Genomic DNA, 21,307 nt, shown 5'->3' with positions numbered 1-21,307 from the left:
CCCCCCATCCGCGGGGCCCCGCCGCCGCGCCTCAGCTCATAGCCTCCCCCGCCCGGGCTGGCGGGTTCCCCCGCCCATACCCCCGGGGGGGGGCCCCCCCCCGGGGGGGGCCCGGCCCCCCGGGCGTCGTTCCGTACGGGCCGGGCGGCCCTACTTGCGCATGACCTCGGGCTCGTGGCGGCGCAGCAGGCGCGAAACCGCGACGGCGCAGATGAGAGCGATCACCAGCAGTACGAAGATGTTGATCCCCCACTGGGTCGCCGTGGCCTCCCAGAGCGGGTCGAGGTCGGTCGGGTTCTTCGGATCCCACGGCGGCATCAGGTGGGCCAGGTCCAGCGTGGTGCCGGCCGCGGCCACGCCCCAGCGGGACGGCATCAGCCAGGTGAGCTGCTCCAGGCCGGGCGTGCCGTACACCTGGAAGAGGACTCCGGTGAAGACCAGCTGGACGATCGCGAACATCACCAGCAGCGGCATGGTCATCTCGGAGGTCTTGACCAGGGCGGAGATCATCAGGCCGAACATCATCGAGGTGAACCCGAGGGCCACGATGGAGAGACAGAGCTCGACGGCCGGAGGCATGAACAGGCCCTCGGCCGGCAGGTCGCGGACGGCGAAGCAGATGGCGCAGAGGATGACGCCCTGGAAGGCGGTGATCACGCCGAGCACGATCACCTTGGACGCCAGGTAGGCCGAGCGGGAGAGGCCGGTGGCCCGTTCCCGTTCGTAGATGACCCGTTCCTTGATCAGTTCTCGTACGGAGCTGGCCGATCCCGCCAGGCAGATTCCGACCGCGAGGATCAGCAGGATCATTCCGGACTTCTGGTTGAACTTGTTCGGCGGGGTCGGCGCGGCCAGTCCGAATTCCGCCGGGATGACCGCGCTCAGCACACCGATCACCGCGGGCAGCGCCACCATCAGGCCGAGGAACGCCTTGTCGGAGGCGATGACGGAGACGTACCTGCGCACCAGGGTCCACAGCTGCGTGCCCCAGGTCTGCGGCTTCGGCGGGCGCATCTGCTGCGGGGGCGGCATGTTGACCGGCTGGGCCGCGACCGCGTCGATGTCGGCGGCGTACATCTGGTAGTGCTGCGAACCGCGCCAGCGGCCCGCCCAGTCGTAGTCGCGGTAGTTCTCGAAGGCGGAGAAGACGTCGGCCCAGCTGGTGTAGCCGAAGAAGTTCAGCGCTTCCTCCGGCGGACCGAAGTAGGCGACGGAACCGCCGGGCGCCATCACGAGGAGCTTGTCGCAGATCGCCAGCTCGGCGACCGAGTGCGTGACCACGAGCACCGTGCGGCCGTCGTCGGCGAGGCCGCGCAGCAGCTGCATGACGTCGCGGTCCATGCCCGGGTCGAGACCGGAGGTCGGCTCGTCCAGGAAGATCAGCGAGGGCTTGGTGAGCAGCTCCAGGGCGACCGAGACGCGCTTGCGCTGGCCGCCGGAGAGCGAGGTGATCTTCTTGTCCTTGTGGATGTCGAGCTTGAGCTCGGCGAGGACCTCGGTGATCCGGGACTGGCGCTCGGCCTCGGTGGTGTCCGAGGGGAAGCGGAGTTTGGCCGCGTACTTGAGGGCCTTGGCGACGGTCAGTTCCTTGTGCAGGATGTCGTCCTGCGGGACCAGACCGATGCGCTGGCGCAGCTCGGCGAACTGCTTGTACAGGTTTCGGTTGTCGTAGAGGACGTCACCCTGGTTGGCGGGCCGGTAGCCGGTGAGTGCCTTGAGGAGGGTGGACTTTCCGGAGCCGGACGGGCCGATGACCGCGATCAGCGACTTCTCGGGGACGCCGAAGGAGACGTCCTTGAGGATCTGCTTCCCGCCGTCGACCGTCACCGTGAGGTGGCGGGCGGAGAAGGAGACCTCACCGGTGTCGACGAACTCTTCCAGCCGGTCCCCGACCAGCCGGAACGTCGAGTGGCCGACGCCGACGATGTCGTTCGGGCCGATGAGCGCCGAGCCGGACTTGTGGAGCGGCTGACCGTTGACGTACGTGCCGTTGTGCGAGCCGAGGTCGCGGATCTCGAAGCGGCCGTCGGGCGTCGCGTGGAACTCGGCGTGGTTGCGGGAGACCTGGAGGTCGGAGACGACCAGTTCGTTCTCCAGCGCACGACCGATGCGCATGACCCGGCCGAGGGCCAGCTGGTGGAACGTGGTGGGGCTGCGGTCGCCGTAGACCGGCGGCGCCCCCGCGGCACCGCCCTGTCCCGGTCCGCCCTGCTGCCCGGGGTTCTGCTGGTGCGGCACGTTCTGGTGCGCGGGCTGCTGGTGCGGGAACTGCTGCTGAGGCGCCTGCTGGTGTCCGGCCTGCTGATGTGCGGCCTGCTGGTGCCCGGCCTGCGGCTGAGGCTGCTGCCAGGCCTGGTGCTGTGCAGGGGCCTGGTGCTGGGCGGGGGCCTGGTGTCCCTGCCAGCCCGCGCCAGCACCCTGGGGCTGCTGCTGCTGGGGAGCCTGCTGGGCTCCGACCGCCTGACCGCCGGCGACCCCGGCGGGGCTGAGGCTCACCCGGGGGCCGTCGGTGGCGTTGCCCAGGTGCAGCACCGAGCCGGGGCCGATCTCCACCTGCTGGATCCGCCGGCCCTGCACATAGGTGCCGTTGGTGCTGCCGTGGTCCTCGATGGACCAACTGCGGCCGTTCCAGCTGATCGTGGCATGCCGCCACGACACTCTGGCGTCGTCGATCGTCAGGTCGCCCTGCGGATCACGTCCGAGGGTGTACGACCTGGACGGATCGAGCGTCCAGGTGCTGCCATTCAATTCCAGTACGAGTTCCGGCACTCCGCGCCCCACTAGTTGTCCCCCGTGTTACCCCCGTCGCAGGGAGTCTAGGGATGCTGAACATCGTGGGGAACTATTCCAGGACCAGTCCCCGATCCGAAAGTCGGGCGGGTGAAGAGCGCGGGGAGACCCGCGCGAACACCCCGATACCGGGGGGCGAAACGGGAGTGGAGCAGAAGAAGTCGGGATGAAGCGCTGATTACCGATCAGAGAATCTTCAGTGCGGGCATAACGGCGGATACGAGGCAGCCGGTGCCTCCGAGCGCAAGATCCGTACCGGCCAGATCGGTGGCTTTCCGCTCCCCGGGCCCGTACTCGCGTCCGGCACCACGGGAAGGCCACGTCGACGGTTCCCGTCCGGCACTCGGGACGGGCGGCCGGAGGGGACGGCCGGACCGATACGGTGGGAACACCATGAGCGCACCTCAGCCACCTCAGCCCCTCTCGTCTCCTGAGCCCTCTGAGCCCCCTGAGCACCGTCGGGACGACGGGGTCGGCGACGGGCCCCCTCCGGGCGGCGACGCCCCCACCCTGCTCGTCAAGATCTTCGGCAAGGACCGTCCCGGCATCACCGCCGGCCTCTTCGACACCCTCGCCGCGTACGCGGTGGACGTCGTGGACATCGAGCAGGTCGTCACCCGTGGCCGCATCGTGCTGTGCGCCCTGGTCACCGCGCCCACGGCGGGCGGGACCACCGAGGGCGATCTGCGGGCGACCGTGCACAGCTGGGCCGACTCCCTGAAGCTGCAGGCCGAGATCATCTCGGGCATCGGCGACAACCGGCCCCGTGGTACCGGCCGTTCCCATGTGACGGTGCTGGGGCACCCGCTCACCGCGGAGTCGACCGCCGCCATAGCGGCCTCCATCACCTCGACCGGCGGGAACATCGACCGCATCTTCCGGCTGGCGAAGTACCCGGTCACCGCTGTCGAGTTCGCGGTGTCGGGGACCGGGACGGCGGAGCTGCGGACCGCACTGGCGACCGAGGCCGCGGAGATCGGCGTGGATGTCGCGGTGGTCTCGGCCGGGCTGAGCCGACGTGCCCAGCGGCTGGTCGTCATGGACGTCGACTCCACGCTGATCCAGGACGAGGTGATCGAGCTCTTCGCGGCGCACGCGGGCTGCGAGGACCGGGTCGCCGAGGTGACCGAGCAGGCGATGCGCGGCGAGCTGGACTTCGAACAGTCGCTGCACGCCCGGGTCGCGCTACTGGCCGGTCTGGACGCCTCGGTGGTGGACAAGGTGCGTACCGAGGTACGGCTCACCCCCGGCGCCCGCACCCTGATCCGTACGCTGAAGCGGCTCGGCTACCAGGTCGGTGTCGTCTCCGGCGGCTTCACCCAGGTCACGGACGACCTGAAGGAGCGGCTCGGCCTCGACTTCGCCTCGGCCAACACCCTGGAGGTCGTGGACGGCAAGCTCACCGGCCGGGTCGTCGGCGAGGTGGTGGACCGGGCGGGCAAGGCCCGGCTGCTGCGGAGCTTCGCCGAGCAGGCGGGGGTGCCGCTGGCCCAGACGGTGGCGATCGGGGACGGGGCGAACGACCTCGACATGCTGAACACCGCCGGGCTCGGCGTCGCGTTCAACGCCAAGCCGCTGGTCCGCGAGGCGGCGCACACCGCGGTGAACGTGCCGTTCCTGGACACCGTGCTCTATCTGCTCGGCATCACCCGTGAAGAGGTCGAGGCGGCGGACGGCCTCGTCGACTGAGCCGGTCCGAGCGTGCAGGGCCCCGGCACCGATGTGGTGCGGGGGGCCCTGTGCGTCCGCTCGGTCGTTCTGCGCGTGCTCAGCGGTTCTGTACGCGCTCAGCAGTCCTGTACGTGCTCAGTCGTTCGGTGTCCAGTATTCGGTGAGCTTGCCCGCCCCGTGCTCCACGCTCTTCCAGGAGCCCGGGAACTCCACCACGGCGTAGGCGGCGGTGGGGAAACCGTCCCGGGTCATCCGGGCCAGGGTGTCGCCCTCGGCCGAGCCGGAGAGGGCGTCGGCGGCCCCGTGCATCCCGGGGTTGTGGCCGATGACCAGGAGGTTGCGCACCTCGTCCGGGGTCTCGTTGAACAGGGCGATCAGTTCGCCGAGGGAGGCCTCGTACAGCCTCTCCTCATAGACGGTCCGGGGGCGATGGGCGAATTCATGGACCGCCAGCTTCCAGGTCTCCCGCGTCCTGGCGGCACTGGAGCAGAGGGCCAGATCGAAATCGATGCCGGAATCGGCGAGCTTGCGGCCGGCCACGGGCGCGTCCTTCCGGCCGCGCTCGGCCAGTGGCCGCTCATGATCGGAAGCCTGTGACCATTCCGCCTTGGCATGCCGGAGAAGGACGATCCTGCGAGGTGTCTCGACGCTCATACACCTCAGCTTCGCATGAAACGCGGCCTCTGGCGCAGGGTGTTGACGGGCTCGTCCGGGGAGTTGGCGTGCTGGTCCGGGGCGGCTTCGGCTCAACGGAACAACAGCTGGAGGGTGCGCTCGATCAGGTGTCCGAGCGCGGGGTCGTCGGTGGCGGCGTGGGCCTGTCCGGGGCTGAGGATCATCAGCAGCAGCGCGGCGAACGCCACGGCAGGCAGGGCTACGGCCCACCAGGGCAGCCGGATCTCGACACCGTCCGCGGCCGGTCGGTGGGACCTGGTGTGCGTCGGTGCCGGCATGTCCGCCTCCGTCAAGTCATCGGGTCGTTACCGAAGAACTTAACGACCGGGGGCGGCAGGCCCCATCCGGTGACCCACCCACTCCACCCTGACCCTGGCCCCCTAGGGGAGGGTGGGGCTGGCCCCACCCCCGCGTGCGGGATCCACCGGGTCCTCGGGCGTCAGGGTGAGGCGATGGTGGCGATCACGCCGATGACGACGGTGATGAGGAGCATCGCCCCGAACACGAGGAGAAGCTTCTTCTGGCCGTTCTGGGGATTCGGATCGAGCACTGGCATGAGGTCAGTGTCGCATCTCAGCACTCGTCCTCGATCGTCCGGTCCCGGCCGGCGAGGATCCCGGCCACCATCTGGGGAATCATGAGGCCCGCCATCAGGGCGATCGGCAGCCCCCAGCCGCCGCTGTGCTGGTAGAGCACGCCGACGAGCAGCGGGCCGGGGATCGAGAGCAGGTAGCCGGTGGACTGGGCGAAGGCGGAGAGCCGGACCACGCCGGCACCGGACCGCGCCCGCATGCCGATCATGGTGAGGGCGAGCGGGAAGGCGCAGTTGGCGACCCCGAGGAGCAGGGCCCAGGCCCAGGCTCCGGCGGCGGGTGCGAGGTAGAGGCCGCCGTAGCCGATCAGGCCGCACAGGCCGAGGACGACGACGATGGGGCCCTGCTGCTTGAGCCGGGAGGCGACCCGGGGGATGACGAAGGCGAGCGGGACGCCCATCGCCATGGTGACCGCGAGCAGGAGTCCGGCCGTGCCCGCGGAGACCCCGGCGTCGCGGAAGATCTGCGGCATCCAGCCCATGGTGATGTACGCGGCGGTGGCCTGGAGCCCGAAGAAGCAGGCGAGGCCCCAGGCGGTCCGGCTGCGGGTGATCCGCAGGGCGGGCGCCTCAGCGGCGTTCGCGGCGACCGGGCCGGGCTGGCCGGGAGCGGGGGTGCGGTCGCGTACGAGGACGATCCAGGGCAGCACGGCGACGGCGGCGAGCACGGCCCAGACGACCAGACCCGCCTGCCAGTTCCCGCCCAGCGCCCCGGTGACGGGGACGGTGACGGCGGCGGCCAGGGCGGTGCCGAGGGCCAGGGCCATGGAGTAGAGGCCGGTCATGGTGCCGACGCGGTCGGGGAACCAGCGCTTGACGATCACCGGCATCAGGATGTTGCTGACGGCGATGCCCATCAGGGCCAGGGCGCTGGCGGCCAGGAACCCGGCGGTGGAGCCGATGTACGGGCGGACAACCAGGCCCACCGCGATGGCGGCCATGCCCGCGCAGACGACGGCGCCCGCGCCGAAGCGGCGGGCGAGACGCGGCGCCATCACGCCGAAGACGGCGAAGCAGAGCGGCGGTACAGAGGTGAGGACTCCGGCGACACTGCCGCTCATGTGCAGGCCCTCGCGGACCTCTTCGAGGAGGGCGCCGAGGCTGGTGATGGCGGGGCGGAGGTTGAGCGCAGCCAGGACGAGTCCCACGGCGATGAGGCGCAGCAGCCAGGGCGCAGGCCCCTCGGCCGCACCGGGGAGCTGCTGGGCCCCGGTGCCGTGGGACTGGGCCCGGGTGTCGTGGGACGGGCGCGCGGCGGGGCCGCGGTTCAGGGTCGGGGTCTGTGTCTCGTCGTCCGGCATGGAGCCATCATAGAATCATGGGATGATTGATTGTCCAATCCCGGAGGATCCCGCGAGGGATCCCCGGGGCCCCGCATCCGCTGAGAGAATCCGGGAGACAATCCGGCCCGGATCTCACAGCCCACGAGCAAGGAGCACCATGGCGCTGACGTCTCCTCGGCGTTCGGCACTCTCCGACCAGGTGATCGCCCAGTTGCGGAATCAGATCACCTCGGGCGAGTGGCCGGTCGGATCGCGGATCCCGACCGAGCCCGAGCTGGTCGAGCAGCTGGGCGTGGCCCGCAACACCGTCCGCGAGGCCGTGCGGGCGCTCGCGCACAACGGGCTGCTGGACATCCGGCAGGGCTCCGGCACGTATGTGATCGCCACGAGCGAGCTGGCCGGGGTGATGCACCGCAGGTTCGCGGCGGCGGACCCCCGTCATGTCGCGGAGCTGCGCTCGACGCTGGAGTCGTCGGCGGCCCGGCTGGCGGCGACCCGGCGCACCGACCGGGATCTGCGGCAGCTGGACACGCTGATGGCGCGCCGGGAGGAGGCCTGGGCATCCGGCGACGCGGAGGCGTTCGTGGCGGCGGACGCGACGCTGCACCTGGCGGTGGTCGCCGCCTCGCACAACGACGTCCTGACCGAGCTCTACGCCGACCTCGGGGATCTGCTGCGCGACTATCTGCGCGGCGACGTGGGCCCCGAACTGCGGCCGGAGAACCACATGGACCACGGCCGGCTGGTCGAGGCGATCCGCGCCGGGGACGCGGAGACGGCGGCGGCAGAGGCGGCGAGCCACGCGCTGCACTGCCTGACGGACCGGGTCTGACCATCCCCCGGGAGCCGGTCGGACCGAGCCTGCCCCGTCCCCCGGAACCCGCTCACAGGGGCGCGGGGCGGTGGCTGACCCAGGCGGTGGCGACCTCTTTCCAGCAGCGGTCCTCCAGCCGAACGGTCCGGCCGGGCTCCACCGCGACCACCGCTCCGTCCGCGTCGACGTCCCACCACCGGTCGCACTCGGTGTGCAGCCGGACCAGGTCGACGGAGGGGTACGGGTTGTGGCAGTACGCGACGACCCGGGATCCCTCGACGGTCGTACGGCACTCCGAGCCGGCCGGTTCGGGCTTCGGGGGCGCCGCTTCCGTACCGGAGTCGGCTCCCCTGGCGGCGTGCACTCCCAGGGGCACGGCGAGGGCGGCGACGGCCACCGGGGCGGCCAGGAGGAGACGGGTTCGTCGGCGCGTGGGGCGCACAGCAGTCTCCCTCCCGCAGCCTGACCAGAAGTCCGGTTCCTCCCTATTCTGCGGTGGATCGGCGGACTTTTCGACCGGAGCGGCAGCGGGCGGCCACGGAGCGTGAAACGGCCCCGGCCGCGTACCGCCTCCGAGGAACCGGGAGGGGTACGCGGCCGGGGGCCGTAACGCAGGGGTGGCGCGGTCAGGCGCCCATCATGTGCACGCCGCTGTCGACGTGGATGATCTCGCCGGTGGTGCGCGGGAAGAAGTCGGAGAGCAGGGCGACGATGCCGCGGCCGGCCGGCTCCGGGTCGGACATGTCCCACGCCAGCGGAGCGCGGTGGTTCCAGACATCGGCCAGCTCCGTGAAGCCCGGGATGGACTTGGCGGCCATGGAACCGATCGGCCCGGCGGAGATCAGGTTGCAGCGCAGCCCGTCCTTGCCCAGGTCGCGGGCGAGGTAGCGGGAGGTGGCCTCCAGCGCGGCCTTGGCCGGGCCCATCCAGTCGTACTGCGGCCAGGCGTACTGGGCGTCGAAGGTGAGGCCGACGATCGAGCCGCCCTCGCTCATCAGCGGCTTGCAGGCCATGGCCAGCGACTTCAGGGAGAACGCCGAGACGTGCATCGCGGTGGCGACGGACTCGAACGGGGTGTTGAGGAAGTTGCCGCCGAGCGCGTCCTGCGGCGCGAAGCCGATGGAGTGGACGACGCCGTCGAGCGAGCCGAGCTCCTCGCGGACCAGGCCGGCCAGCCGGTCCAGGTGCTCCTGGTTGGTCACGTCCAGCTCGATGACCTTGGCCGGCTTCGGCAGCTTCCTGGCGATGCGCTCGGTCAGGGTGGGGCGGGGGAAGGCCGTCAGGATGACCTCGGCACCCTGCTCCTGGGCCACCTTCGCGGCGTGGAACGCGATGGACGACTCCATCAGCACCCCGGTGATGAGGATGCGCTTGCCGTCGAGAATTCCGCTCATGGTGATCAGTGACCCATGCCCAATCCGCCGTCAACGGGAATGACGGCTCCAGTGATGTACGACGCGTCGTCGGAGGCGAGGAAGCGCACGGCGGCGGCGATCTCCTCGGGCCGCGCGTAGCGGCCGAGCGGCACCTGGGCCACGATGCCCTTGCGCTGCTCCTCGGTGAGCGCCTGGGTCATGTCGGTGTCGACAAAACCGGGGGCGACGACGTTGAAGGTGATGTTCCGCGAACCGAGTTCACGGGCCAGCGACCGGGCGAAGCCGACCAGCCCGGCCTTGGAGGCGGCGTAGTTGGCCTGACCGGCCGAGCCGAGGAGGCCGACGACGGAGGAGATCAGGACGACCCGGCCCTTCTTGGCGCGCAGCATGCCGCGGTTGGCGCGCTTGACGACCCGGAAGGTGCCGGTGAGGTTGGTGTCGAGGACGGAGGTGAAGTCCTCCTCCGACATCCGCATCAGCAACTGGTCCTTGGTGATGCCGGCGTTGGCGACCAGCACCTCCACGGGACCGTGCTTCTCCTCGATCTCCTTGTAGGCCTGCTCCACCTGCTCGGCGTCGGTGATGTCGCAGCGGACCGCGAGGACGCCTGCCTCGGTGAGGGCCTGGGGCGGCTCGCCGGAGCGGTAGGTGATCGCGACCTGGTCGCCGTTGTCGGCGAAGGCGCGGGCGATGGCGAGGCCGATGCCCCGGTTTCCTCCGGTGACGAGAACCGAGCGGCTCAACGGATCACCCTTTCCTTGGCGGTCTGGTACGTGTTCCCGGACGGTCGGGTACGTCGAAAACCTATCGGTACCGTGCGCCGATCGGGGAATCGGGCCCTGACAGTGGCTCGTCCGGGGTGCTGTCGGGTTCCTACAGTCCGCGCCGATGCGTGGTCCGCCCACGCGTCCCCGATATACCCCGGTGCGGTCACCCTCCGGCGTGGTTCACTGCCGTCGTGTATCGAGAAGGGAACTCCCTGTGCCCCACGAGGTAGATCAGTCATTCCTGGCCCTGCCGTCGCGCGCGCTGGCCGACGCGGCGCTCGCCCGAGCGCGGGCCCTCGGCGCGACGCACGCCGACTTCCGGCTGGAGCGGGTGCGCAGCGCCACCTGGCGGCTGCGGGACGCGCGGCCCGCCGGGGCGTCGGACAGCACGGACCTCGGGTACGCGGTGCGCGTGGTGCACGGCGGAGCCTGGGGGTTCGCCTCGGGCGTGGACCTGACGATGGACGCGGCCGCGAAGGTGGCCTCGCAGGCCGTGGCGATGGCCAAGCTGTCGGCGAAGGTGATCGCGGCCGCCGGCTCGGACGAGCTGGTGGAGCTGGCGGAGGAGCCGTCGCACGGTGAGCGGACCTGGGTCTCGGCGTACGACGTCGACCCCTTCTCCGTACCGGACGAGGAGAAGGCGGCGCTGCTCGCCGAGTGGAGCGGGCGGCTGCTGGGCGCGGAGGGCGTCGCGCATGTGGACGCGTCCCTGATGACCGTGCACGAGAACAAGTTCTACGCGGACACGGCGGGCACCGTCACCACGCAGCAACGGGTGCGGATCCACCCGCAGTTCACCGCCGTCGCGGTGGACGGCACGACCGGCGAATTCGACTCGATGCGCACGATCGCGCCGCCGGTGGGCCGGGGCTGGGAGTACCTGACCGGCACCGGCTGGGACTGGGACGCCGAGCTGGAGCAGATCCCCGGGCTGCTGGCGGAGAAGATGCGGGCGCCGGGCGTCGAGGCGGGGGCGTACGACCTGGTCGTCGACCCGTCGAACCTGTGGCTGACCATCCACGAGTCGATCGGCCACGCCACCGAGCTGGACCGGGCGCTGGGGTACGAGGCGGCGTACGCGGGGACCTCTTTCGCCACCTTCGACCAGCTGGGCAAGCTGGCGTACGGCTCCCCCGTGATGAACGTGACCGGCGACCGCACGGCCGAGCACGGGCTCGCGACCATCGGGTACGACGACGAGGGCGTCGAGGCGCAGTCGTGGGACCTCGTGAAGGACGGCACGCTCGTCGGCTACCAACTGGACCGCCGCATCGCGAAGCTGACGGGGCTCGGCCGCTCCAACGGCTGCGCGTACGCGGACTCGCCGGGTCATGTCCCCGTACAGCGCATGGCGAACGTGTCGCTGCAGCCGGATCCGGGCGGGCTGTCCACGGAGGACCTGATCGGCGGGGTCGAGCGCGGGATCTACGTGGTCGGCGACCGGTCGTGGTCCATCGACATGCAGCGCTACAACTTCCAGTTCACCGGGCAGCGGTTCTTCCGCATCGAGAACGGCAGGCTCGCCGGACAGCTGAGGGATGTGGCGTACCAGGCGACCACCACGGACTTCTGGGGCTCGATGGAGAAGGTGGGCGGCCCCCAGACGTACGTCCTGGGCGGCGCTTTCAACTGCGGCAAGGCCCAGCCGGGCCAGGTCGCGGCGGTCTCGCACGGCTGCCCCTCCGCCCTCTTCCGGGGCGTCAACATCCTCAATACGACGCAGGAGGCCGGACGATGAGCGGCGACCACGGAATCGGCTGGGGGTCCGGGGGTCGCCCCCCGGGTAAGCACAGTCTCAATACGACGCAGGAGGCCGGACGATGAGCCGCGTCAGCAAGCCGTACGAGATCGTCGAGCGGGCCCTGGAGCTGTCCACCACGGACGGTCTGGTGGTCATCGCCGACGAGCAGTCCTCCGCCAATCTGCGCTGGGCGGGCAACGCTCTCACCACGAACGGGGTGACCCGGGGCCGGACCCTGACCGTCATCGCGACCGTGGACGGGGCCGAGGGAACGGCCTCCGGCGTCGTCTCCCGGTCCGCCGTGACCGCCGACGACCTGGAGCCGCTGGTGCGGGCCGCCGAGGCCGCCGCCCGGGGCGCGGGTCCGGCGGAGGACGCGCAGCCGCTGGTGAGCGGGGTGCCCTCCTCCCCCGACTTCACGGACGCGCCCGCCGAGACCGGCTCGGAGGTCTTCGCGGACTTCGCCCCTGCGCTCGGCGACGCCTTCGCGCGGGCCCGGGACGGGGGCCGCGAGCTGTACGGCTTCGCCAACCACGAGCTGACCTCCACCTACGTGGGGACGTCGACGGGGCTGCGGCTGCGCCACGACCAGCCGAACGGGACGCTGGAGCTGAACGCGAAGTCCCCGGACCGTACGCGCTCGGCGTGGGCGGGCAGGGCGACCCGGGACTTCAAGGATGTCGACCCGGCGGCGATGGACGCGGAGCTGGCGCAGCGGCTGCGCTGGGCGGAGCGGCGCATCGAGCTGCCGGCCGGCCGGTACGAGACGCTGCTGCCGCCGACCGCGGTGGCGGATCTGCTGATCTACCAGCTGTGGTCGTCGGCCGCACGGGACGCGGTGGAAGGCCGGACGGTGTTCTCGACGCCGGGCGGCGGGACGCGGCTGGGCGAGCAGCTCGCTCCGCTCCCCCTCACCCTGCGCAGCGACCCGCACGCGCCGGGTCTGGAGTCGGCGCCGTTCGTGATCGCGCACTCCTCCGGCGACAGCGGTTCCGTCTTCGACAACGGGCTGCCGCTGGCCCCGACGGACTGGGTCAGGGACGGGAAGCTGGAGCGGCTGACGACCACCCGGCACTCGGCCGGGCTGACCGGCCTCCCGGTCGCCCCGGGCATCGACAACCTGCTCCTGGAGGGCGGCGGCGAGAAGTCGCTGGAGGAAATGGTCGCCGCGACGACCGGGCGGGCGCTGCTGCTGACCTGCCTCTGGTACATCCGCGAGGTGGACCCGGCGACGCTGCTGCTGACCGGGCTGACCCGGGACGGCGTCTATCTGGTCGAGGACGGCGAGGTGGTCGGCGAGGTGAACAACTTCCGGTTCAACGAGTCGCCGGTGGACCTGCTGTCGCGGGCCTCCGAGGCCGGGCGTACGGAGAAGACGCTGCCGCGCGAGTGGGGCGACTGGTTCACCCGGGCCGCGATGCCCGCGCTGCGCATCCCCGACTTCAACATGAGCTCGGTCAGCCCGGGCGTATGACCCGCCTAGACTGACCCGTACATCTGTACATCCCCACCAGGCACAAGGAGCACCGGAACCGTGACGGACATCGTCGACGAGCTGAAGTGGCGCGGGCTGTTCGCCCAGTCCACTGACGAGGACGCTTTGCGCAAGGCTCTCGCGGACGGTCCCGTCACCTTCTATTGCGGCTTCGACCCGACCGCGGCCAGCCTCCACGTGGGACACCTGGTGCAGGTGCTCACCATGCGGCGGCTCCAGCAGGCCGGGCTGAAGCCGCTCGCGCTGGTCGGCGGGGCCACGGGTCAGATCGGTGACCCGCGGCCCACCGCCGAGCGCACGCTGAACGACCCGGAGACCATCGCCGCCTGGGTGCAGCGGCTGCGGGGGCAGATCGAGCCCTTCCTGACCTTCGAGGGCCCGAACGCGGCGACCATGGTCAACAACCTGGACTGGACCGCGGGCATGTCCGCGATCGAGTTCCTGCGGGACATCGGCAAGCACTTCCGGGTCAACAAGATGCTCACCAAGGACTCGGTCGCCCGGCGGCTGGAGTCGCAGGAGGGCATCAGCTACACCGAGTTCAGCTACCAGCTGCTGCAGGGCATGGACTTCCTGGAGCTGTACCGCCGGCACGGCTGCACCCTCCAGCAGGGCGGCAGCGACCAGTGGGGCAACCTCACCGCGGGCATCGACCTGATCCACCGCCTGGAGCCGGGCGCGGTCGTGCACGCGCTGGCGACGCCGCTGATGACGAAGGCGGACGGGACGAAGTTCGGCAAGTCCGAGAGCGGCGCCGTCTGGCTCGACCCGGAGATGACGACGCCGTACGCGTTCTACCAGTTCTGGCTGAACGTGGACGACCGGGACGTCTCGCGGTACCTGCGCATCCTCAGCTTCAAGAGCCGTGAGGAGCTGGAGGAGCTGGAGCAGCTGACCGAGGAGCGGCCGCAGGCGCGCAACGCGCAGCGCGCGCTGGCCGAGGAGCTGACGACGCTGGTGCACGGCGGGGAGCAGTGCGCGGCGGTCATCGCGGCGTCGAAGGCGCTGTTCGGCCAGGGCGACCTGGCCGAGCTGGACGAGGCGACGCTCGGCGCCGCCCTGTCCGAGGTGCCGCACGCCACCGTCGCCGAGCTGGGTCCGCTGGTGGACCTGCTGGTGGAGGTCGGTCTCGCGCCGAGCAAGTCGGGGGCCCGCCGTACGGTCAAGGAGGGCGGCGCCTACGTGAACAACGTGAAGGTCGTCGACGGCGAGGTCGCGCCGGACGCCGGGGAGCTGCTGCACGGGCGCTGGCTGGTGCTGCGCCGCGGCAAGAAGAACCTGGCGGCCGTGGAGGTCAGCCCGGCGGGCTGATTCACCCCGGGCACCACGCACGACGCCGCGGCCGGACACGCTTTCCTCGCGTGTCCGGCCGCGGCGTCCTGTGCTGCCGGTCAGGTTCTCTGACTGCGGCCGCCCCGGATCTTCTGCCAGGCCATGTCGCCGACGGCGACGACCGCCACGGCGCCCGCCAGCTGCAGCAGATGGCGGATCCAGTCGATGCCCTTGGTGTCCTCGACGCCGATCCAGCCGGCCACGGCGTTACCGAGGATGGAGCCGAGGATGCCGAACACGGCGGTCAGCCAGAGCGGGATGTCCTGTTTGCCGGGCAGGATCGCTCTGGCGATGACACCGAGGACCAGACCCACGATGATTGCCCACAACCAGCTCATTTCGCCTCCTCGTACGGCGCGGAGTGCGCGTCCGCCCAGTCTCGGCCCGGCGTCCGGGCGGCGCATGCCCGGTTGGGCCGTCCGGGGGACGGCCGGTCTCACCCGTCGGGCGGGCCCCGGTCGCCTGTCCGGCGCGGAGCGGGCGTACCGTGGATGCGGCCCGGTCCGTGAGCGTCCGGCGACGACATCTGGTGGTGGAGCATGCTGCGGAAGAACGCGGATTCGGAGGTCATCCGGATCACGGGCGCCCGTCAGGGGCTGACGGACGACGTCCGCGGCCGACAGCGACGCTATGTGATCTCGATGTCGGTCCGCACGGTGTCCGTGGTGCTGGCCGCGGTGCTGTGGAACGTTGAGCGGCATGTGGCGATCGTGGCGCTCGTCCTGGGCGTGCTGCTGCCGTACGTCGCGGTGGTCATCGCCAACGCCGGTCGGGAGAACGCGACTTCACTGCCGACGACGTTCGTGCCGATGCCGATGCGGCCGACTCTGGAGGCCGCCCCGGTGGCCGGTCGGGCGGAGTCCGGTGACGGCCAGGGGCCGTCCGGCCGGGTGCCGCCGCCCCATGAGCACAGCTGAGCCCGCACGTCCCGCGAAGCTCAGGAAAAGCTCAGATCAATCATGACGTTCCGGTGCACCGTACCCCGGTCCCCGTGACATACTTCTAGAGCGCTCCGCATCCCCCGTCGGAGCGACGGACCGACGCCGGGCAGCTCCCCCCGTGGCTGCTCGGCGTCGCCCTTTCTCCGGCCGGGGATGCGTCAGGAAGCTCGCGGAGCACCTGACTTGGCCCGCGGAGCACTGGCTTAGGCTGGATGATGTGATCTTTCCCGAGACGTCCGCCGAGAGTCCCACCGGTGCCCCGCTCTGTTCCGCCAAGGGCTGCCGGGCCGCCGCTGTGTGGGTGCTCGCCTGGAACAACCCCAAACTGCACACGCCCGAGCGGCGCAAGACCTGGCTGGCCTGCGACGAGCACCGGGAGCACTTGTCCTCGTTCCTCGGTGTACGGGGTTTCCTCAAGGATGTCGTGGCGCTGAAGGACTGGGAGTCCGGCCGGCCCGGCCCCGAGGGCTCGCGGGACGCCTGAGCGTCAGCCGCCGATCGCCGACATCGGGCGGTCGGGCTGCAGGAAGGTCGGGTCGTCCAGTCCGGACCCCGCCTTCTTGCCCCACATGGCCGTCTTCCAGAGCTGGGCGATCTCCTCGTCGGGTGCGTCGCCGCGCAGGGCCCCGCGCAGATCCGTCTCCTCGCGGGCGAAGAGGCAGGTGCGGACCTGGCCGTCGGCGGTGAGCCGGGTGCGGTCGCAGGCGCGGCAGAACGGGCGGGTGACGGAGGCGATCACGCCGACGCGGTGCGGGCCGCCGTCGACGGTCCAGCGCTCGGCGGGTGCGGAGCCGCGGGACGCGTCGCTCTCGGCGGTGAGGGTGAAGCGGGTGCGCAGCGAGGCGAGGATGTCGCCGGCGGTGATCATGCCGTCGCGCTTCCAGCCGTGCTGGGCGTCGAGCGGCATCTGCTCGATGAAACGGAGCTCGTAGTCGTTGGCGACGGCCCAGGCGAGCAGCTCGGGCGCCTCGTCGTCGTTGAGTCCGGGCATCAGGACGGAGTTGACCTTCACCGGGGTGAGCCCGGCCTCGCGGGCGGCCTCCAGGCCGTCCAGCACGTCCCTGTGGCGGTCCCGGCGGGTGAGGGTCTTGAAGACGTCGGGGCGCAGGGTGTCCAGCGAGACGTTGACCCGGTCGAGCCCGGCGGCCTTGAGGGCGGTGGCGGTCCGCTTGAGTCCGATGCCGTTGGTCGTGAGCGACATCCGGGGGCGCGGGGTGAGCGCGGCGCACTGCTCGACGATGGAGACGAGGCCGGGGCGCAGCAGGGGCTCGCCGCCGGTGAAGCGGACCTCGGTGATGCCGAGCGAGGTGACGGCGATACGGATCAGGCGCACGATCTCGTCGTCGGAGAGCAGCTCGCTCTTGCCGAGCCACTGGAGGCCCTCTTCGGGCATGCAGTAGGTGCAGCGCAGGTTGCACTTGTCGGTGAGTGACACGCGCAGATCGGTGGCGATCCGGTCGAAGGTGTCGATGAGCATGGTGGATCCCTCCCCCCGGGGGTGCGGTCGCTCTTCTCTGCTTTCTGCTACCACCGAGCCTACGTGAGACGTGTGACATCGGCGTGGCCCGTTTGCCACGAGGTGTGGCCGGGCCGCGTCGTAGGACTCTACGACGCGGCACGGCCGCGGGTGGTGGGTGATGCCCCGAAGAGGGACCGCCGACGGCGGCGGGGGGCGGGGGGGGGGGCGCCCGGGGGGGGGGGGGGGGGGGGGGGGGGGGGGGGGGGGGGGTTGTGGTCGGCCGCGGCGGCCACGGGGCCGGGGGTGGGGGGTGAGGCCCCGAAGAGGGACCGCCGACGGCGGCGGGCCGACGGGGTCGGCCCCGGTGGGTTCAGTGGGCTCCGACGCCGGTGAGGGACTTGACCTCCAGTTCGGCGTACTTGTCCGTGTCGGCCTTCTCCTTGGAGATCAGCGAGCCGACCCAGCCGAGCAGGAAGCCGAGCGGGATCGAGATCAGGCCGGGGTTCTCCAGCGGGAACCAGGCGAAGTCGACGTCCGGGAACATCGAGGTCGGCTTGGAGGAGACGACCGGCGAGAACAGCACCAGCAGGACGGAGGAGGCGAGACCTCCGTAGATGGACCAGAGGGCTCCCTGGGTGGTGAAGCGCTTCCAGAAGAGGCTGTAGAGGATCGTCGGCAGGTTGGCGGACGCGGCGACGGCGAAGGCCAGGGCGACGAGTCCGGCGACGTTCAGGTCGCGGGCGAGTGCGCCGAGGCCGATGGAGACGACGCCGATGGCGACGGTGGCCCAGCGTGCGGCGCGGACCTCCTCCTTCTCGGTGGCCTGGCCCTTGCGGATGACGTTGGCGTAGATGTCGTGCGCGAAGGACGAGGAGGAGGCGAGGGTGAGTCCGGCGACGACGGCCAGGATGGTGGCGAAGGCGACGGCGGAGATCACCGCGAGCAGGATGGCGCCGCCGGTGGATCCGGAGCCGCCGCCGATCTCCAGTGCGGCCAGCGGTGCCGCGGTGTTGCCCGCCTTGTTGGAGGCGATGATGTCGTCCTGCTTGAGGATCGCGGCGGCGCCGAAGCCGAGCACGATCGTCATGAGGTAGAAGGCGCCGATGATGCCGATGGCCCAGTTCACGGACTTACGGGCGGCCTTGGCGGTGGGCACGGTGTAGAAGCGGATCAGGATGTGCGGCAGGCCCGCGGTGCCGAGGACCAGGGCGATGCCGAGCGAGATGAAGTCCAGCTTCGAGATGTTGTCGACGCCGTACTTCAGGCCCGGCTCCAGGAAGGCCGTGCCCTTGCCGCTGTTGCTGGCGGCGGTGCCGAGCAGGTCGGAGATGTTGAAGTTGAACTTCAGCAGGATCAGGAAGGTGATGAGCAGGGTGCCCGCGATGAGCAGGACGGCCTTGACCATCTGCACCCAGGTGGTGCCCTTCATGCCGCCGATGGTGACGTAGAGGATCATCAGAATGCCGACCAGGGCGACGATGAGGATCTTCCCGGCGTCACTGGTGATGCCGAGCAGCAGCGAGACGAGGACGCCCGCGCCGGCCATCTGTGCCAGCAGGTAGAAGATCGAGACGACGATCGTGGACGTGCCGGCGGCGGTACGTACGGGGCGCTGGCGCATCCGGTAGGCGAGGACGTCGCCCATGGTGTAGCGGCCGGAGTTGCGCAGCGGTTCGGCGACCAGGAGCAGGGCGACGAGCCAGGCGACGAGGAAGCCGATGGAGTACAGGAAGCCGTCGTATCCGAAGAGCGCGATGGCCCCGGCGATGCCGAGGAAGGACGCGGCGGACATGTAGTCGCCGGAGACCGCGAGTCCGTTCTGGAATCCGGTGAACTGGCGGCCGCCCGCGTAGAAGTCGGAGGCGCTCTTGGTCTGGCGGCCCGCCCACACGGTGATGAAGAGGGTCGCGACGACGAACGCGGCGAACAGCGTGATGATCAGCGGCCGGTGTTCGCTCGCCCCCTCGGTGGCGGCGAGCTGGACGGTGGGGTAGAGGGCGTGGGCGGCGCTCATACGTCGGCCTCCATACGGGACTTGATCGCGTCGGCCTTGGGGTCGAGCTTGGTGGCGGCGTGCCGGGAGTAGAGCCAGGCGATGAGGAAGGTGGTGGCGAACTGGGCGAGTCCGAGGACGAGCGCCATGTTGATGTTGCCGACGACCTTGGTGGCCATGAATCCGCCCGCGTAGTTGCAGAGCAGGACGTAGAGCAGGTACCAGGTCACGAAGGCGATGGTCAGGGGGAAGGCGAAGGAGCGGTGGGAGCGGCGCAGGTCGGCGAACTCCGGGCTCGACTGCACCGCGACGAACGCCTCGGTGGTGGGCTGGGCGGGTCCGGCGGGCGATGTGCCCTCGGGCGGCGGTGCATCGGTAGCCACGGAATCTCCTCGCGACGCGGGTGCGGTGGTCTGGGGGACGGCGGGTGTCAAGGGAGGCCTCGTTACCGGCGGGAACGGTGATGTACCTCCTGGACAACGGCACGGAGGGCGCGACGAAGCGGTTCACCGCGTCTTTCGCCTTCTCGTTCGCCTTGTCGGAGGTGTCGCCGTGCACCCGGTTGCCCGGACGTCACCCGTTCACATTCGGCCGCATCGGTCACTCTTCGAACTCACTTGCCCGTAAACGTTGATGCGCCGGGATGATCAGCGATAGCTTCACTCGTCATGTACGCGACCGAACACGCCAGGTGTCCGGTCGTTCGGCACGGATGATGTGGAGAACCCATGGCTCATCTGGCATCGAGACGGACCCGCGCACTCGCGGTACCCGTCGGACTCGCGCTGACCGCCTCGCTCGGTTTCCTGCCGACGGCGTCGGCCACGGCGGCGCCCACCGGCGAGCAGGCCTCCGCGAGCGTGCGGACCGACGGGCCGAAGCTGTCCTACGTGGTCAACGTCCGGGGCGGCCACGGCACGGTGAAGGACGTCAAGAAGGCGATCGCCAAGGCCGGCGGCACGGTCGTCATCGCCTATGAGCAGATCGGCGTCATCGTCGTCCACTCGCAGAACCCGGCCTTCGGCGAGACGATCCGCACGGTACGGGGCGTGGAGTCGGCGGGCGCGACCCGCACGAACCCGATCGTGCCGCAGGCGACGAAGGACGTCGGCTCGATAGCGGAGCCGCTGACCGCCGAGCAGGCGGCGGCGGCCGCCGCGGACGCGAAGGCCGGCGAGGACCCGCTGGAGCCGCTCCAGTGGTCGCTGCCCGCGATCAAGGCGGACAAGGCGCACCAGAAGTCGCTGGGCTCGAAGAAGGTGACGGTCGCCGTCATCGACACGGGCGTCGACGACACCCACCCGGACCTGGCCCCGAACTTCGACGAGCGCGCCTCGGCGAACTGCGTGTCGGGCGCTCCGGACACCACCGCCGGCTCCTGGCGTCCGGCGGCGGGCGAGAGCGACCACGGCACGCACGTGGCGGGCACCATCGCCGCCGCGAAGAACGGCGCCGGCGTCACCGGTGTCGCCCCGGGCGTGAAGGTGTCGGGCATCAAGGTGTCGAACCCGGACGGGTTCTTCTACACCGAGGCCGTCGTCTGCGGGTTCCTCTGGGCCGCCGAGCGCGGTGTCGAGGTGACCAACAACAGCTATTACACCGACCCGTGGCTGTTCAACTGCAAGAACGACCCCGACCAGGGAGCCCTGGTCGACGCGCTCACCCGCGCTGTGAAGTACGCGGAGCGCAAGGGCACGGTCAACGTCGCGGCGGCGGGCAACTCCCGCCATGACCTGTCCCTCGACGCGATCGAGGACACGACCAGCCCGAACGACACCGAGCCGGTCACGCGGACGATCGACCCGAGCGCCTGCCCGGACATCCCGACCATGCTGCCGGGCGTCGTGACGGTCTCCGCGACGGGTGCGAAGGGCCTGAAGTCCTCGTACTCGAACTACGGCAAGGGCATCATCGACGTGGCGGCCCCGGGCGGTGACTCGACGGTCTACCAGACCCCCGAGCCGCCGGCCGTCAACGGGCTGATCCTCTCGACGCTGCCGGGCGGCAAGTTCGGCTACAAGGCCGGTACGTCGATGGCCTCCCCGCACGTCGCGGGCGTCGTGGCGCTGATCAAGTCGAAGCACCCCTACGCCTCACCGGCCGCGGTCAAGGCGCTGCTGACGCTGGAGGCGGACGCGAAGGCGTGCGGCGAGCCGTACGACATCAACGGTGACGGCGTGATCGACGCGGTCTGCGAGGGCGGCAGGAGCTACAACGGCTTCTACGGGGCCGGAGTGGTGGACGCGCTGGACGCGGTGCGCTGGTAACGGCACGTCACGGTACGGCCGAGGGGGGGGGGGGGGGGGGGGGGGCGGGGGGCCCCCCCCGGCGGGGGGGGGCCCCCCCCCCCCGGCGCCGGCGGGCCCCCCCCCCCCCCG

At 70.8% G+C, this 21,307-nt stretch carries 20 protein-coding genes; 8 read left to right on the top strand and 12 right to left on the bottom strand.

Annotated elements, in window-relative coordinates; genetic code table 11:
- Window positions 1–150 precede the first annotated feature (150 nt).
- Window positions 151–2,781, bottom strand: a complete 2,631-nt coding sequence (locus JS521_RS10975) for an ABC transporter ATP-binding protein/permease (RefSeq protein ID WP_205082535.1) — start codon at window positions 2,779–2,781, stop codon at window positions 151–153.
- Between the two features lie 402 nt (window positions 2,782–3,183).
- Between JS521_RS10975 and serB the strand changes: the two genes are divergently transcribed.
- Window positions 3,184–4,479 carry a phosphoserine phosphatase SerB gene (serB, locus tag JS521_RS10970; protein ID WP_205082534.1) on the top strand — a complete coding sequence of 432 codons (1,296 nt, stop codon included), beginning with the start codon at window positions 3,184–3,186 and terminating at the stop codon, window positions 4,477–4,479.
- Window positions 4,480–4,596: 117 nt separating this feature from the next.
- Here serB and JS521_RS10965 read toward each other — a convergent pair whose 3' ends face one another.
- From JS521_RS10965 to JS521_RS10955, 4 genes are all read right to left on the bottom strand, one after another.
- A complete protein-coding gene (locus tag JS521_RS10965; protein ID WP_205082533.1) occupies window positions 4,597–5,115 on the bottom strand; it encodes a SixA phosphatase family protein in 519 nt (172 codons plus the stop codon).
- Between the two features lie 92 nt (window positions 5,116–5,207).
- The gene (locus tag JS521_RS10960) at window positions 5,208–5,414 is read right to left on the bottom strand and encodes a hypothetical protein (protein WP_205082532.1); all 207 of its coding nucleotides are present in this window, start codon (window positions 5,412–5,414) and stop codon (window positions 5,208–5,210) included.
- A 161-nt stretch (window positions 5,415–5,575) separates the two neighbouring features.
- Window positions 5,576–5,692, bottom strand: a complete 117-nt coding sequence (locus JS521_RS37185; protein ID WP_007446146.1) for an SGM_5486 family transporter-associated protein — start codon at window positions 5,690–5,692, stop codon at window positions 5,576–5,578.
- A gap of 17 nt (window positions 5,693–5,709) precedes the next feature.
- Complete coding sequence (locus JS521_RS10955; protein WP_205082531.1) at window positions 5,710–7,029, bottom strand: CynX/NimT family MFS transporter; 1,320 nt, start codon at window positions 7,027–7,029, stop codon at window positions 5,710–5,712.
- Window positions 7,030–7,168: 139 nt separating this feature from the next.
- Here JS521_RS10955 and JS521_RS10950 point away from each other — a divergent pair, with 139 nt between their 5' ends.
- On the top strand, window positions 7,169–7,843 hold the full coding sequence (locus tag JS521_RS10950) for a FadR/GntR family transcriptional regulator (protein WP_205082530.1): 675 nt from the start codon (window positions 7,169–7,171) through the stop codon (window positions 7,841–7,843).
- 52 nt (window positions 7,844–7,895) lie between these two features.
- On the opposite strand, the gene JS521_RS10945 is transcribed toward JS521_RS10950, so the two are convergent.
- From JS521_RS10945 to fabG, 3 genes are all read right to left on the bottom strand, one after another.
- A complete protein-coding gene (locus JS521_RS10945) occupies window positions 7,896–8,267 on the bottom strand; it encodes a hypothetical protein (protein ID WP_205082529.1) in 372 nt (123 codons plus the stop codon).
- A 184-nt stretch (window positions 8,268–8,451) separates the two neighbouring features.
- Window positions 8,452–9,219 carry an enoyl-ACP reductase FabI gene (fabI, locus tag JS521_RS10940; RefSeq protein ID WP_205082528.1) on the bottom strand — a complete coding sequence of 256 codons (768 nt, stop codon included), beginning with the start codon at window positions 9,217–9,219 and terminating at the stop codon, window positions 8,452–8,454.
- Window positions 9,220–9,224: 5 nt separating this feature from the next.
- Window positions 9,225–9,944, bottom strand: a complete 720-nt coding sequence (fabG, locus tag JS521_RS10935) for a 3-oxoacyl-[acyl-carrier-protein] reductase (protein WP_097884898.1) — start codon at window positions 9,942–9,944, stop codon at window positions 9,225–9,227.
- A gap of 238 nt (window positions 9,945–10,182) precedes the next feature.
- Between fabG and JS521_RS10930 the strand changes: the two genes are divergently transcribed.
- From JS521_RS10930 to tyrS, 3 genes are all read left to right on the top strand, one after another.
- Entirely contained in the window at window positions 10,183–11,706 is a 1,524-nt protein-coding gene (locus JS521_RS10930) for a TldD/PmbA family protein (protein ID WP_205082527.1), read from the top strand.
- 82 nt (window positions 11,707–11,788) lie between these two features.
- On the top strand, window positions 11,789–13,183 hold the full coding sequence (locus JS521_RS10925; protein ID WP_205082526.1) for a metallopeptidase TldD-related protein: 1,395 nt from the start codon (window positions 11,789–11,791) through the stop codon (window positions 13,181–13,183).
- Window positions 13,184–13,243: 60 nt separating this feature from the next.
- Entirely contained in the window at window positions 13,244–14,515 is a 1,272-nt protein-coding gene (gene tyrS / locus JS521_RS10920) for a tyrosine--tRNA ligase (protein WP_205082525.1), read from the top strand.
- An 80-nt stretch (window positions 14,516–14,595) separates the two neighbouring features.
- Here the strand turns inward: tyrS and JS521_RS10915 are convergent, their stop codons facing one another.
- Window positions 14,596–14,874 carry a GlsB/YeaQ/YmgE family stress response membrane protein gene (locus JS521_RS10915; RefSeq protein ID WP_200736005.1) on the bottom strand — a complete coding sequence of 93 codons (279 nt, stop codon included), beginning with the start codon at window positions 14,872–14,874 and terminating at the stop codon, window positions 14,596–14,598.
- Between the two features lie 201 nt (window positions 14,875–15,075).
- On the opposite strand from JS521_RS10915, the gene JS521_RS10910 reads away from it, so the two are divergent.
- A complete protein-coding gene (locus JS521_RS10910) occupies window positions 15,076–15,453 on the top strand; it encodes a DUF3099 domain-containing protein (protein ID WP_205082524.1) in 378 nt (125 codons plus the stop codon).
- 241 nt (window positions 15,454–15,694) lie between these two features.
- Entirely contained in the window at window positions 15,695–15,961 is a 267-nt protein-coding gene (locus JS521_RS10905) for a hypothetical protein (RefSeq protein ID WP_205082523.1), read from the top strand.
- A gap of 3 nt (window positions 15,962–15,964) precedes the next feature.
- Here JS521_RS10905 and moaA read toward each other — a convergent pair whose 3' ends face one another.
- The 3 genes from moaA to JS521_RS10890 all read right to left on the bottom strand — a co-directional run bounded on the left by moaA (window position 15,965) and on the right by JS521_RS10890 (window position 19,312).
- A complete protein-coding gene (moaA, locus tag JS521_RS10900) occupies window positions 15,965–16,954 on the bottom strand; it encodes a GTP 3',8-cyclase MoaA (RefSeq protein WP_205082522.1) in 990 nt (329 codons plus the stop codon).
- Between the two features lie 352 nt (window positions 16,955–17,306).
- Window positions 17,307–18,950, bottom strand: coding sequence for a monocarboxylic acid transporter (locus JS521_RS10895; RefSeq protein ID WP_205082521.1), 1,644 nt, complete (start codon window positions 18,948–18,950; stop codon window positions 17,307–17,309).
- Window positions 18,947–19,312, bottom strand: a complete 366-nt coding sequence (locus JS521_RS10890) for a DUF485 domain-containing protein (RefSeq protein ID WP_205082520.1) — start codon at window positions 19,310–19,312, stop codon at window positions 18,947–18,949. Before JS521_RS10890 ends, JS521_RS10895 begins: the two co-directional genes overlap by 4 nt.
- A 345-nt stretch (window positions 19,313–19,657) precedes the next feature.
- On the opposite strand from JS521_RS10890, the gene JS521_RS10885 reads away from it, so the two are divergent.
- Window positions 19,658–21,196 carry a S8 family peptidase gene (locus tag JS521_RS10885; RefSeq protein WP_205082519.1) on the top strand — a complete coding sequence of 513 codons (1,539 nt, stop codon included), beginning with the start codon at window positions 19,658–19,660 and terminating at the stop codon, window positions 21,194–21,196.
- Window positions 21,197–21,307 lie beyond the last annotated feature (111 nt).

The sequence above is a fragment of the Streptomyces durocortorensis genome, from assembly GCF_016901035.1.
Taxonomy (GTDB): Bacteria; Actinomycetota; Actinomycetes; order Streptomycetales; family Streptomycetaceae; genus Streptomyces; species Streptomyces durocortorensis.
This window is presented reverse-complemented; position numbering and strand designations above follow the sequence as displayed.

Coding starts and splice junctions, on each gene's coding strand:
- serB (WP_205082534.1), top strand. CDS start 3,184: ATGAGCGCACCTCAGCCACCTCAGCCCCTCTCGTCTCCTGAGCCCTCT.
- JS521_RS10965 (WP_205082533.1), bottom strand. CDS start 5,115: ATGAGCGTCGAGACACCTCGCAGGATCGTCCTTCTCCGGCATGCCAAG.
- JS521_RS10960 (WP_205082532.1), bottom strand. CDS start 5,414: ATGCCGGCACCGACGCACACCAGGTCCCACCGACCGGCCGCGGACGGT.
- JS521_RS37185 (WP_007446146.1), bottom strand. CDS start 5,692: ATGCCAGTGCTCGATCCGAATCCCCAGAACGGCCAGAAGAAGCTTCTC.
- JS521_RS10955 (WP_205082531.1), bottom strand. CDS start 7,029: ATGCCGGACGACGAGACACAGACCCCGACCCTGAACCGCGGCCCCGCC.
- JS521_RS10950 (WP_205082530.1), top strand. CDS start 7,169: ATGGCGCTGACGTCTCCTCGGCGTTCGGCACTCTCCGACCAGGTGATC.
- fabI (WP_205082528.1), bottom strand. CDS start 9,219: ATGAGCGGAATTCTCGACGGCAAGCGCATCCTCATCACCGGGGTGCTG.
- JS521_RS10925 (WP_205082526.1), top strand. CDS start 11,789: ATGAGCCGCGTCAGCAAGCCGTACGAGATCGTCGAGCGGGCCCTGGAG.
- JS521_RS10915 (WP_200736005.1), bottom strand. CDS start 14,874: ATGAGCTGGTTGTGGGCAATCATCGTGGGTCTGGTCCTCGGTGTCATC.
- JS521_RS10910 (WP_205082524.1), top strand. CDS start 15,076: ATGCTGCGGAAGAACGCGGATTCGGAGGTCATCCGGATCACGGGCGCC.
- moaA (WP_205082522.1), bottom strand. CDS start 16,954: ATGCTCATCGACACCTTCGACCGGATCGCCACCGATCTGCGCGTGTCA.
- JS521_RS10895 (WP_205082521.1), bottom strand. CDS start 18,950: ATGAGCGCCGCCCACGCCCTCTACCCCACCGTCCAGCTCGCCGCCACC.
- JS521_RS10885 (WP_205082519.1), top strand. CDS start 19,658: ATGGCTCATCTGGCATCGAGACGGACCCGCGCACTCGCGGTACCCGTC.